12 protein-coding genes are annotated in these 12,642 nt (G+C 59.4%); 3 read left to right on the forward strand and 9 right to left on the reverse strand.

Annotated elements, in window-relative coordinates; translation table 11 throughout:
• Positions 1 to 150 precede the first annotated feature (150 nt).
• Together katA and nudI are read left to right on the forward strand one after the other, a co-directional pair.
• Positions 151 to 1,599 carry a catalase KatA gene (katA, locus tag FHW74_RS04195; protein WP_183169285.1) on the forward strand — a complete coding sequence of 483 codons (1,449 nt, stop codon included), beginning with the start codon at positions 151 to 153 and terminating at the stop codon, positions 1,597 to 1,599.
• A gap of 80 nt (positions 1,600 to 1,679) precedes the next feature.
• Positions 1,680 to 2,105: a nucleoside triphosphatase NudI gene (gene nudI, locus FHW74_RS04200; RefSeq protein ID WP_183169286.1), complete on the forward strand. Its 426-nt coding sequence runs from the start codon at positions 1,680 to 1,682 to the stop codon at positions 2,103 to 2,105.
• Between the two features lies 1 nt (position 2,106).
• On the opposite strand, the gene menE is transcribed toward nudI, so the two are convergent.
• The 8 genes from menE to FHW74_RS04240 all read right to left on the reverse strand — a co-directional run bounded on the left by menE (position 2,107) and on the right by FHW74_RS04240 (position 10,046).
• On the reverse strand, positions 2,107 to 3,471 hold the full coding sequence (gene menE / locus FHW74_RS04205) for an o-succinylbenzoate--CoA ligase (protein ID WP_183169287.1): 1,365 nt from the start codon (positions 3,469 to 3,471) through the stop codon (positions 2,107 to 2,109).
• Positions 3,468 to 4,433: an o-succinylbenzoate synthase gene (gene menC, locus FHW74_RS04210; RefSeq protein ID WP_183169288.1), complete on the reverse strand. Its 966-nt coding sequence runs from the start codon at positions 4,431 to 4,433 to the stop codon at positions 3,468 to 3,470. The genes menE and menC overlap by 4 nt, the downstream gene beginning before the upstream one ends.
• Positions 4,433 to 5,290 (reverse strand): 1,4-dihydroxy-2-naphthoyl-CoA synthase, encoded by an 858-nt coding sequence (gene menB, locus FHW74_RS04215; protein WP_144130285.1) that lies wholly within the window; start codon positions 5,288 to 5,290, stop codon positions 4,433 to 4,435. The genes menC and menB overlap by 1 nt, the downstream gene beginning before the upstream one ends.
• Positions 5,291 to 5,299: 9 nt before the next feature.
• Positions 5,300 to 6,070 carry a 2-succinyl-6-hydroxy-2,4-cyclohexadiene-1-carboxylate synthase gene (gene menH / locus FHW74_RS04220; protein ID WP_183169289.1) on the reverse strand — a complete coding sequence of 257 codons (771 nt, stop codon included), beginning with the start codon at positions 6,068 to 6,070 and terminating at the stop codon, positions 5,300 to 5,302.
• Complete coding sequence (menD, locus tag FHW74_RS04225; protein ID WP_183169290.1) at positions 6,067 to 7,737, reverse strand: 2-succinyl-5-enolpyruvyl-6-hydroxy-3-cyclohexene-1-carboxylic-acid synthase; 1,671 nt, start codon at positions 7,735 to 7,737, stop codon at positions 6,067 to 6,069. Before menD ends, menH begins: the two co-directional genes overlap by 4 nt.
• 80 nt (positions 7,738 to 7,817) lie before the next feature.
• Complete coding sequence (menF, locus tag FHW74_RS04230) at positions 7,818 to 9,104, reverse strand: isochorismate synthase MenF (protein WP_183169291.1); 1,287 nt, start codon at positions 9,102 to 9,104, stop codon at positions 7,818 to 7,820.
• Between the two features lie 114 nt (positions 9,105 to 9,218).
• Positions 9,219 to 9,530, reverse strand: coding sequence for a stress response protein ElaB (elaB, locus tag FHW74_RS04235; protein ID WP_183169292.1), 312 nt, complete (start codon positions 9,528 to 9,530; stop codon positions 9,219 to 9,221).
• 66 nt (positions 9,531 to 9,596) lie between these two features.
• A complete protein-coding gene (locus FHW74_RS04240; protein ID WP_183169293.1) occupies positions 9,597 to 10,046 on the reverse strand; it encodes a GNAT family N-acetyltransferase in 450 nt (149 codons plus the stop codon).
• A 65-nt stretch (positions 10,047 to 10,111) separates the two neighbouring features.
• On the opposite strand from FHW74_RS04240, the gene rnz reads away from it, so the two are divergent.
• The gene (gene rnz / locus FHW74_RS04245) at positions 10,112 to 11,026 is read left to right on the forward strand and encodes a ribonuclease Z (RefSeq protein ID WP_183169294.1); all 915 of its coding nucleotides are present in this window, start codon (positions 10,112 to 10,114) and stop codon (positions 11,024 to 11,026) included.
• A 38-nt stretch (positions 11,027 to 11,064) separates the two neighbouring features.
• On the opposite strand, the gene FHW74_RS04250 is transcribed toward rnz, so the two are convergent.
• Positions 11,065 to 12,576, reverse strand: a complete 1,512-nt coding sequence (locus FHW74_RS04250) for a von Willebrand factor type A domain-containing protein (RefSeq protein WP_370527965.1) — start codon at positions 12,574 to 12,576, stop codon at positions 11,065 to 11,067.
• Positions 12,577 to 12,642 lie beyond the last annotated feature (66 nt).

Raw genomic sequence — 12,642 nt, forward strand, 5'->3', positions numbered from 1 at the left:
AAACATCATTTTAAGAGAAACGCCCGGGCCAATATTTGCAATAGGGAAGGACACATTGTTGTTGATCAAGGCGCGTTTTAAAAATTAGCGCCATGTTGATATCCAGTATCCGCATGGAAATAACGGTTATATTCATTCAGGAGATATAAGATGACCAAAAAAGGATTAACCACCGCCGCAGGCGCGCCGGTAGCCCATAACAATAACGTTGCGACCGCTGGCCCGCGTGGCCCGATGCTGCTACAGGATGTCTGGTTCCTTGAGAAATTAGCCCATTTCGACCGCGAAGTGATCCCCGAGCGCCGTATGCACGCCAAAGGCTCCGGCGCTTACGGCACGTTTACCGTTACCCACGACATCACCGCCTTTACCCGCGCTAAACTGTTTTCGCAAGTCGGTAAAAAAACCGATCTGTTTATCCGTTTCTCCACCGTCGCCGGTGAGCGCGGCGCCGCCGATGCCGAGCGCGATATCCGCGGGTTCTCCATCAAGTTTTACACCGAAGAGGGCAACTGGGATCTGGTCGGCAACAACACCCCGGTGTTCTATCTGCGCGATCCGCTGAAGTTCCCGGATCTCAACCACGTGGTAAAACGCGATCCGCGCACTAACCTGCGCAACAACACCTACAAATGGGATTTCTTCTCCCTGCAACCGGAATCGCTGCATCAGTTGACCATCGATTTCAGCGATCGCGGCCTGCCGTTCTCCTATCGCACCATGCACGGTTTCGGCAGCCACACTTTCAGTTTTATCAACGATAACAACGAGCGCTTCTGGGTGAAATTCCACCTCAAATCCCAGCAGGGCATCGCTAACCTGATGGACGACGAGGCCAAACGTCTGGTGGCGGAAGATCGTGAAAGCTCACAGCGCGACCTGTTCGATCATATCGAGAAAGGTGATTTCCCGCGCTGGAAGCTGTATGTACAGGTAATGCCGGAAGCGGAAGCCTCGCAAACGCCGTATAACCCGTTTGACCTGACCAAAGTCTGGCCGCACGGCGATTATCCGCTGATCGAAGTGGGTGAGCTGGAGCTGAACCGCAACCCGGATAACTATTTTGCTGAAGTCGAGCAGGTGGCGATGTCCCCGGCTAACGTGGTGCCCGGCATTGGCTTCTCGCCGGACCGCATGTTGCAGGGCCGTCTGTTCTCCTATGGCGACGCCCACCGCTACCGTTTAGGCGTTAACCATCACCAGATCCCGGTAAACAAACCGCGCTGCCCGTTCCATAACTATCACCGCGACGGCGCGATGCGTGTGGATGGCAACAGCGGCAACGGCCCCACCTATGAGCCGAACAGCTTTGGCGTGTTCCAGGAGCAGCCCGATTTCAGCGAGCCGCCGTTGACCCTTGAAGGCGCAGCGGACCACTGGAACCATCGCGAAGATACCGATTACTTCAGCCAGCCGCGTAAACTGTTTGAGCTGCTGAGCGAAGAGGAGCATCAGCGTATGTTCCAGCGTATCGCGGGCGATATCAAAGACGTGCCGGAATTTATACAACAGCGTCAAATTGGCCTGTTCAGCGAAGTCCACCCGGATTACGGCGCAGGCGTCGCTGCTGCGCTGGCTGCCATCAAAGCTGCAAAATAACCGTCAGGCGGGAGTTCAGACTCCCGCTTTTCTACCCGCCGCGTTACACTCATCCCCTTCTTACTAATAAGGATATGACTATGCGTCAACGGACTATTGTCTGCCCGCTGATTGAAAACCAGGGCGAGTATTTACTGTGTAAAATGGCCGATAACCGGGGCGTGTTCCCTGGCCAGTGGGCGCTTTCGGGCGGCGGCATGGAGCCTGGCGAAACCATGGAGCAGGCGCTGCGCCGCGAAATCGCTGAAGAGCTGGGCGAGCAGTTGGTGATTTCCCGCGTGACGCCCTGGACATTCAGCGACGACGTGCGGATGAAAACCTACGCCGACGGCAGCCAGGAAAAAATCTACATGATTTACCTGATTTTTGACTGCGTGGCGGCCAACCGGGATATCGTGCTGAACGAGGAGTTTCAGGACCATGCCTGGGTGAAGCCGGAAGATTTCCCGAATTACGATCTAAACGTGGCGACGCGCGCCACGCTCAGTAAGAAAGGCCTGCTCTGATTTACCCGCGGTCGCTATTGACCCACTGCTGCAACGCCCGGCGTGAGATTTTAATCCCGCCGTTTTTAAAATGCGCCGGCAGCGCCAGCCAGCGCACCGGCTGCTGAAAACGCGCCAGCTTGTCGCTAACCCATCCGGCAAGGCTGGTGAGATCCAGATCCGCCTCGCCTTCGACAATCGCCACCGGGCGATGGCCAAATTCGCTGTCCGCCAGCGGCACCACAAATACCTGGCTGATGTGCGGATGGGTGGCGATAACCCGCTCGACCTCTTCCGGCTGGATGCCCTCCCCCGCGCTGAAAAACAGGTTATCGATGCGGCCCAGCACCGTTAAGCGCCCGTCGTGAATTTCACCGCGATCGCGGGTCGCGAACCAGCCATCCTGATTCAGCAATGGGCGTAGCACAGCGTTGCGCCAGTAGCCGCTGGCGAGGCTGGCGGAGCGCAACCATACTTCACCGTCGACGATTTTAATCTCGCGTCCCGGCAGCGCCGTGCCGACGTCCGGTTTGCCGTCTGCCCGTTTAGCGCACACGGTGGACGCCGTTTCAGTCATACCGTAGCCGCACCAACAGGCGATACCGCGCTCGGTGGCCATATCGGTTAATTCCACCGGGATCGCCGCGCCGCCGAGCAGTACGGCTTTCAGGGTAAGCGGATGATGATCATTAAGCAGCCGCCATAACTGCGTCGGCACCAGCGAGGCATGAGTACAGCCACTTAATGCCTGATGCAGCGGCAGAGATTCGCGCACCGCCAGTTGCGCGCCCGCCAGCAGCCAGCGCCACAAAATCCCCTGACCGGAGACGTGAAACAGCGGCAGCGACAGCAACCAGCAGTCCTGCGGATGAAACGGGATCTCCGCCAGTACGCCCTGCGCGGAAGCCAGATGGGCCTGGGCGCTGTGCGCCGCCGCTTTCGGCAACCCGGTAGAACCCGAGGTCAGCGTCATTGAGACTATCCGGTTCGGCTGCCAGTCGCCTGTCTCAGTGGGCTCTCCCGGCGTCAGCGCCAGCGCGGGAAAGCGGCTTAAAAGCGCGTCGCAGCCCAGCTCCAGCGCGTAATCCATATTGAGTTCGGGCAGCAGTTCCTCAAGCAACGCCGACGGCAGTTGCGGATTGAGCGGCAGCACCCGGGCGCCGCACTGCATCAGCGCCAGCCAGGCCAGCACCATCTGCGGGCCGTTACGCCCGCGCAGCGCCACCCCCGCGCCTTCACTGACCCCCTGCTGCGCCAGGCCCGCCGCCAGCGCATCCACCTGCTGGCAAAGCTGCTGCCAGTTGAGCGGCTGGTCGTTGAGCGTGAGCGCAGTCGCGTCGCCGCGCCGCTGCGCCCAATGCTGCCAGGGGAATTGCGCGAAAATCACAGCAGCGGCTCCAGCGCGTCGGTGGACCAGATCGGCAGCGCGCTGTCCGGCCAGGCGCGCACCAGCTGCGCCTGCATCAGCGACAGGGTATCGAGGCCGGGGATCGTATCAGGCGTGAGCCACGCGGCGATGCGCGCCAGTTGGGTCAACCCGAGGCTGGATTCAATCGACGAGCTGATCACCGCCGTTAATCCCTGGGCATGGGCCGCCGCGACCTGCTCGCGGACGCGCGCCAGGCTGCCGGTGAGCGTTGGCTTGATCACCACCGCGCGCACCCCTGGCTCTGCCTGCATCACAAAATCCGCTTCGCGCAGGCTCTCATCCCAGGCGATGGCGATACCGGTCTGCGCCGCAAACTCGCGCGACTGGTCACGGGTTTTGCAGGGCTCTTCGAGAAACGCGATACGCGAACGGTGATCCGGATTGACGTATTTGGCGAACTGCCCGGCTTTCAGCGGCGTCCATCCCCGGTTGGCGTCAAGGCGCAACGACAAATCCGGGATCGCTTCCAGCAGCAGGTTCACCACCATGCCGTCGCGCACCGCTTCATACAGGCCGACCTTGATCTTGGCGACTTTCTCGCCCGGCATGGCGCTGAGTAGCGCGAACAGCTCATCGGGATCGCCGGTACACAGCGGCGCGGCGCGGTAGTCGGCGGCATCCGGCAGCGCGCCGGTGAGTTCCGCCTGCGCGCAGCTCAGGCCAAACGCCGCCGAAGGCAGCGCTGGCAATGCGGTATCGTCGCCCTGCCGCCAGGCGTTGAGCCACGCCAGCGCGGCGTCCGTCGCGTCTTCCAGCGATTCGGCGCTAAAGCCCGGTAACGGGGCGATTTCGCCCCATCCCTGCGCCCCGTTCTCTTCAAGGCGCACCAGTAAACCGTCGCGGGTTTTCAGTCGACGGTCGCGAAGCACAACGCCTGCGTCCATCGGTATCTGATACCGCCAGAGTTGTGCCTGTCGCATTACGGGTTCCGTTTGAATTTGCTGAAGTCCGGGTGACGTTTTTCGTTAAACGCGTTACGCCCTTCCTGCCCTTCTTCGGTCATGTAGAACAGCATGGTGGCGTTACCCGCCAGCTCCTGCAGGCCTGCCTGACCGTCGCAGTCGGCGTTGAGCGCGGCTTTCAGGCAACGCAGCGCCATCGGGCTGTTTTGCAGCATTTCGCGACACCAGCGCACGGTCTCTTTTTCCAGATCGGCAATCGGCACAACCGTGTTCACCAGACCCATATCCAGCGCTTCCTGCGCGTTGTACTGGCGGCACAGGAACCAGATTTCACGCGCTTTCTTCTGGCCGACGATGCGCGCCATATAGGATGCGCCCCAGCCGCCGTCGAACGAGCCGACTTTCGGGCCGGTCTGGCCGAAAATGGCGTTTTCCGCCGCGATGGTCAGATCGCACATCATATGCAGCACGTGGCCGCCACCGATGGAGTAACCCGCTACCATCGCCACCACCGGTTTCGGGCAGGTGCGGATCTGGCGCTGGAAGTCCAGCACGTTAAGGTGATGCACGCCGGAGTCGTCCTGGTATCCGCCGTAGTCGCCACGCACTTTCTGGTCACCGCCGGAGCAGAACGCTTTATCGCCTTCGCCGGTCAGGATGATCACGCCGACGCTGTCGTCATAGCGGGCATCCGCCAGCGCCTGGATCATCTCCTTCACGGTAATCGGACGGAAAGCGTTACGCACCTGCGGGCGGTTGATGGTGATTTTGGCAATCCCTTCCGGCGACTTGTGATAGCGAATATCGGTGTAGCCTTCAGAGCAGTCCTGCCATTCAATCGGGGCGTTCAGCATCTGTTCATCGAGATGGAGCATGGTGATTCCTTAGTCTGGTTGAGGCAAAAGTGGCGACAGGCTTTGCGCAAAGGCCAGCGGCGCTTCGCGATGGGCGTTATGGCCCGCAGCCGTAATCAGGCGGCAGGGCACGTTAAGCGTTGTGGCGATGCCACGAAACTTGCTGTCCTGCTCGCCGCAGAAATAGATAAAGGGGTGCGGCAACCGGCTGAGTTGGCCGCGTAAATCCGCCTGGCGGCCCAGGGAGGTAGCCTCCAGCATCGCGGCCAGCGCCTGCGGATGGTTACGCCGCCGCAGCGCGACCAGTTCGGCGCGCGCCGTAGCGCTGAGGTTGGCAAAAACCGGCTGCTGATACCAGGCATTCAGCACCTGTTCGAGGGGCGCTTCACGAAATTTGCTGGCCCAATGGCTGTCCGAGGCGATGCGCGCCTCGCGCTCCTGCGGGTCAGTCAGTCCCGGATGGCTGCCTTCGACAATCAGCCCCAGCAACCCGTGGCGCGGTTTACCACAGGCGTAGTGCATGGCGATGCGCCCGCCCAGCGAGTAGCCGATCAGCCAGTATTGCGTGACGGCATGATGCGCCAGGGTGGCGTCGAGCAGCGCGCAGGTCTCCTCGAAACTGGCGACGCGCACATCGGCGCTGCCGCCGTGGCCCGGCAAATCGATAAACAACTGCGGGTAATCGCTGAACTGTTCGGCCACCTGCTGCCACTCCTGCTGGCTGCCGAGAAAACCGTGCAGCCAGATTAACCAGGGCAGCGAGGCGGCGTTACCGGGACGCGCGGTGGCATTCAGGATCATGCCTGGCTGACCGCCGCCAGCAGGTTTTGCAGAGTGTGCGTCCCGTCGGTTGAGGGCACGTTAATCTCCACCACGGTGGTATGAGGCTGCTGCCAGCCTTCGCTTACGACGGTTTGTAGCGCTTCCCATGTGGTTGGGTTGCGGTACTCAAGGCCAAACATCGCCGCGCCGTGCTTAAACGACACGTTTTGCGGCATGCAGTAGAAGCGCTCGCGCTCGCTCACCGGCGTGGGCAGCAGCGAGAAGATTTGCCCGCCGTTGTTGTTCACCACAATCAGCACCAGCGGCGCAGACACGTGGCGCAACAGCGCCAGGGCGTTTAAATCGTACAGCGCCGAGAGATCCCCGACGATAGCCAGCGTCGGGCGCGCAGTGCCGCGCTGCACCCCGGCGGCGGTAGAAATCAGCCCGTCGATGCCACTGGCTCCGCGATTGCTCAGCACCGGATAGCCCTGGGGCATCTGCGCCAGCGCGTCCACCAGACGCACCACCAGGCTGTTGCCGACGAAAAGCTGACCGTTTTCCGGCAACAGCGCTGGCAGGCGATGGGCCAGTTGCGCTTCGCCAAATGGCTGGGTGGCGGCGTCCGTCAGTTCCCAGGCGGTTTGCGACAGCGCGGTTAATTCTTCAGCCCAGGGCACGCGCTGCTCAGCGGGGTGACGTTCCAGCCATTCGCTGATGCGCGCCGTTAACCGACGCCCGCGGTGATGGGCCGGATCGAGCCGCCCGATCAGCGAGTCCACCAGCCAGAACTCCTGCGGCTGGCAGTTAGCCTGCCATTGCAGTAAGCGTTTGCCGGTCAGGCTGCTGCCGAACTGGATAACGATCTGGGCTTGCGCCAATAACGCCTGGGCGCGGGGATTCGCCAGCCATAAATCGGCGCAGGGCAGCGGCTGCCCGGTTTGCGACAGCACGTCGCTAATCAGCGGCCAGCCGAGGGTTTGCGCCCAGGCCGCCAACTGTTTGCCCTCCTGCGGCGACATCCGCCCGGCAATGATGACGCCTTTTTTACGCCGCCATGCGCCCCAGTCGTGTTGCAGCGCCGCATGGTGATCTTCTGCCGCCAGCAGCCAGGGTTGGGCGCCCTGCCACCAGTCGCCCAGCGACTCCTGCCAGGCGAGGCCGGTATCGTCCAGCTCGCCGTACAGCGGCTCGGCAAACGGGCAGTTGATATGTAATGCGCCGCCGCGCTGCTGCCCTAACAGCAAATCAATGGACGACACCAGCCATTTAGCGGGCGTCTCCGGGCTGGGCTTGGGTAAATCCAGCGCCGCGGTGGGATGGGAAGAAAAAATACCTTGCTGGCGGATCGCCTGGTTGGCCCCGCAGTCAATCAGTTCCGGCGGGCGGTCGGCGGTGAGCAGGATTAACTTTTCGCCAGTCAACCCGGCCTCAATCACCGCCGGATAGAGATTGGCGACCGCCGTGCCGGACGTGACGATCACGGCGACCGGCTCGCCGCTGGCTTTGGCAAGCCCAAGGGCCAGATGCCCTAATCCACGTTCGTCAAAATGGGTATGGTGAATCAGGTTGCGATTATCCGCCGCCGCCAGCGTCAACGGCGTCGAACGCGAGCCAGGCGCAATGCAAATATGGCGCACGCCGTGGCGGGTTAATGCTTCGAGGATCACCGTCGCCCAGCGGCGGTTGAAAGTACTAGTTGACATAAGTTGTCCGGTATCAATTTTGCCGCTCCATTATAAAGCGCGCGACATTCACTGTTTTGATATGAGTCGGGATTCTGGCGTTAGCTCACCAGTAAAGTGCGTAAACCCGCCGCTTTATTGGTGATCTCCTGCCACTCTTCCTCAGGCTGCGAGCCCGCGACAATACCCGCGCCCGCATACAGCCGCACCGTCTGTTGAGTCACCCGGGCGCAGCGCAGGGCGACACAAAATTCAGTCTGTTTTAACGAGAGATAACCCGCGGAACCGGCGTACCACTCGCGGACAAAGGATTCATGGGTAGCGATAAACCGGCGCGCCGGTTCACGCGGCAGGCCCGCCACCGCCGCCGTGGGCTGAAGCTGGTGCAGGCAAAGGCTGTCGTCGGGCTGGTGCAGTTCGGTCCAGATGCAGCGGCGCAGGTGCTGCACTTTGCGCAGCCTGACGATTTGCGGCGGCAGAACGTCCAGCGAACTGACGGCGTTTTGCAGGCGCTGGCAGATATCTTCGACCACCAGCATGTTTTCCCGCTGGTTTTTATCGTCTTTCATCAGCCAGTCGCCCAGCGCCTGGGCCTTCGCTTCGTCGGGATGATTCGCCACGGTGCCCGCCAGCGCTTCGGTACGTAAGGCGCTGTCGATGCGCCGCCATAAGCGCTCCGGGCTGGAGCCTAAAAAGGCATCGTCCGGCGCAAACGCCATAAAGTAGTGATAGCAGTGAAGATTGACGCGGCGGCTGGCCGCCATAAACGCCGCCGCGCTCACCGGCGATGAAAATTGCAGGTCGCTGGCGCGGGCGGCAACCACTTTCTCAAACTGCCCCGCTGCGATGGCGTCTGTCGCCTGGTTGATCAATTGGGTCCAGCCTGCACGATCGGGGAAATGGCGTTCGCCTATGCAATCAAGCGGTGCGGTGGGCAGCGGTTGGCCGGGAGTAAGCGCATCAATAAACGCCAGCGCGGCGCGGGCGTCGTCGGCCAGCGAATGGTCGCTACACACCGTCAGCGCCAGGGTCACGCCGCCGCCGTGTCGCCGCCATTCCAGGCGCGGCAGAAACAGGGCGCTGCGCTCGGTATCAAAGGCGTTTAAACCCCAAATCCGCAGCGCGGGGTCGGACTGGTTTGCCAGGAACGCCTGGGCGGCATCGAAGGTAGAAAAATGGCGGCTCGCGCCCAGCGCCGCGACCTCTTCGTCGCCGTTACGCTGCTGCCAGTAAAACTGCGGGTAAACCGGCTGGCTGGCAAGCCAGGCGAGCGGGTCAGTTTGATTCAGGGAGACCGGTACAGCGAAGCGCCGTACACCGGGGGAGACAGGAAATTCTGCGCGCAATTGTTGCGCGATTTGCTGCAACGCGGTGGAGATGGAATGCACGTGTACCTCGTTTCCCTGAAAAACCCCGCATTATACGTGGTCTGGTGGGTAAACAAAATTACACTCATTGGGGGATATCGCCTCACCCCTGCATCAGGGGTGAGGTAGCCGCGTTTAGCGGCGGGCCAGCAGGATACCCAGCACCAGACCGGCGGCAGCGCCAATACCGATACCTTTCCACGGCTGCTCATGAACGTAATCGTCGGCACGATACACCGCTTTTTTGGCCCGATAGTAATAATTATCGGACGCGTTGGACACGCGAGCCTTAACATCATGGAGTGCCTGCTCGGCACGGGCTTTTAGTTCGATGTATTTCTGATCCGCCGGATCGCCCGACGAGCGCAGTACTTCTTCAAGCGTTTCGCTAAGCAGTGACAAATCATCATCAATCCGGGTATTGAACTGTTCGTTATTCTGAGTCATCGCTTCTCTCCATCAGGATTTAACATACGTCAGCTAAATATAGACAAGGGAAGCGCTTTTTGCCGCTTATTCTCTTGCCATTCCAATATGGGGAATGCCGTCTTCATCGTACACCTCGGTGACCGGCGCAAAGCCAAAGCGCTGATAAAACGCCTGTAAATGCGCCTGCGCGCCAAGGTACAATGCCTTGTCAGGCCAGTGATGTAGGCATGAGGCGAGCGTTTGGCTCATCAACTGCTGGCCAAGTTTTTCGCCGCGCAGGCTGGCGTCGACAATCACCCGGCCAATCACTACCGGCTCAAAATCATTATCGCTTTTCAGAATCCTCGCATAAGCCACCAGCCTGCCGTCGTGCCAGCCCAGAATATGGCGGTTCTCTCCCACCAGATCGTCACCGTCGATATCCTGATAGGCGCAGGTTTGCTCAACCACAAACACCGCACAACGCAGTTGCAATACCGCATACAGCGTTGGGACATCGAATTCTGAATGGTGAAGATCTTGCCAGTGAATCATAGAGCGCTCCTGTATGGTGCATAATGGTCGTTCTGATAGTAAAACATTCATAAGGAAAACGCGGGATGGAATTGACATTTTTAGGCACCTCAGCAGGCGTGCCCTGCAAAACCCGCAATGTGACGTCGATGGTATTTAACCCGATGAATAACCAACCGCAGTACTGGCTGTTTGACTGCGGCGAGGGCACCCAGCATCAAATGCTGCATACGGCGTTTAATCCCGGCAAGCTCAGCAAGATTTTTATCACCCACCTGCACGGCGACCATATTTTTGGCCTGCCGGGGCTGTTATGCAGCCGCTCGATGGCGGGCAATGAAAACCCGCTGACGGTGTATGGCCCGCAGGGCATACGGCAGTTTATTGAAATGGCGTTGCAGCTCAGCGGCTCCTGGACCGGGTTTCCGCTGGAGATTGTTGAGATTACCGCGGGCGAGGTGTTTTGCGACGCCGAATTCCGCGTAACGGCGTATCCCCTCACCCATCCGGTGGAATGCTATGGCTACCGCATCGAGCAGCACGACAAACCCGGCGCGCTCAATGCCGCACGCTTAAAGGCGGAAGGCGTTATGCCAGGCCCGCATTTTCAGCACCTTAAGCGTGGCGAAACCGTCACGCTTGAAGATGGTCGCGTCATCCACGGCCAGGACTATTTAGGCCCTATGCAGAAAGGCAAAACCCTGGCGATTTTCGGCGATACCGGGCCGACGCCTGACGCCGTCGCGCTGGCGCAGGGTGTGGATTTGATGGTCCATGAAACTACCCTGGAAGCCGCGATGGCGGAAAAAGCCAACAGCCGGGGGCATTCGACCACGGTACAGGCCGCCGAAGTCGCCAAAGCCGCAGGCGTCGGGCGATTAGTGATTACGCATTTCAGTTCGCGTTATGACGAGACAGGCTGCGATGCGCTACTGCGCGAGTGCCGGGAAATCTTCCCTGACACCCTCGCCGCAGCAGATTTTTTGACGGTACAGATATAAAAAAAACCGCCAACAAGTGGCGGTTATGGCTATCAACACTATTTTTCCAGTTTCCCGGACAGTTTTACCAACTGGATAAATTCAGCCCGGTATCCGTTAGTGTCTTCGCCGCGCGCCGCGCTTGCCCATTGGGCGATTTGCTCCCAGGAAGTGGCGGCAAGGTAGCTGGAACCACGCAGTTTCTGCCCCCAGGCTGCCACAGCGCTCTGGAAACGCATCTCCTGTGACGCGGAGTCAAACGCGGTACTAAGCCGTGCCGCCGTCACCGGTTCGCTCATTAACTGGCTATCGCCGCCTTGCGGGGCTTTCCAGCGCAGATTAATAAACGCAAGCTCATCGGATTTTCCTTGCGCCGGATTTTGCTTACCGTAACGCAGCGGGTTAACTGACGGTTTCTGTCCGGCTAACGTCAGCTCAAACAGGACGGTAACGCGTTTACCGGCGCCGATATCCCCGGCGTCTACCGCGTCATTATTGAAATCTTCATCCCGCAACTGGCGTTTTTCATAACCAATCTGACGATACTCAATCACACGCTGTGGATTGAATTCAATTTGCGCTTTGACATCTTTCGCGACGGTGATCAGCGTTTGGTGCATTTCATCATTAAGCACCTTTTTCGCTTCGGACAGCGAATCGAGGTAGCTGTAGTTGCCGTTACCCACATCGGCGACTTTGACCATCATGGCTTCGTTGAAATTATCGCTACCTACGCCAAGGGTCGAGAGCGTAATGCCGGTGTCGCGCTTTTGTTTAATCAGGGCTTCAAGTTGTTTGGTATCGCTGATCCCGACGTTAAAATCGCCGTCGGTGGCCAGTAAAATTCGGTTCACACCGTTTTTAATAAACCCTTTTTCCGCCTGCTGATAAGCCAGGCGAATACCCGCTTCGCCGCTGGTCGCGCCGCTGGCATTCAGCCCCTCAATAGCATGGCGAATGGTTGATTTGTCACTGCCGGAGGTCGAAGGCAGCGCCACACGCTCTTCTCCGGAATAAGTGACAATCGCCACGCGATCCTGGTCGCGTAATTCGTCGACCAGCAGTTTCAACGAGGATTGGAGCAGCGGCAGTTTGGCCGGTTCATCCATCGACCCGGACACATCCACCAGGAACACTAAGTTGGCGGGGGGCAGTTCGGCGGTTTTGATGTCTTTCGCCTGAATATTCACCCGCAGCAGCGTGCGTTCGCGGTTCCAGGGCGCAGGGGCCAGTTCATAATCAACCACAAAGGGCTGGCTATTGTGGCTTTTGTCGGAAATGGGCTTCGCCTCTGCGGGGAAATAATTCATCATCTCTTCCACGCGTACCGCATCTTCTGGCGGGTAAATGCCGTCATTCAGGAAACGCCGTACATTGGCATAGCTGCCGGTATCCACATCCAGACTGAACGTCGCCAGCGGCTGTTGACTAACCTGTTTAACTGGGTTGTCATCGTAGTGTTCGTAGCGCGCGGTATTAGCTATCGGCGCGGGTGCTGCGCGTCCCCGTAATTCATAACTTGCCTGATGCGGATAATGAGGGTTACTGCATCCTGCCGCCAGTAATCCCATCACCACTGTCAATTTCACTGCTTTGCTAAACATAAACACTCCTTTGTTTTCGACGGTTAACCCTAT

It is taken from the genome of Atlantibacter sp. RC6, from assembly GCF_014193285.1.
In the GTDB taxonomy this organism is placed as follows: Bacteria; Pseudomonadota; Gammaproteobacteria; order Enterobacterales; family Enterobacteriaceae; genus Atlantibacter.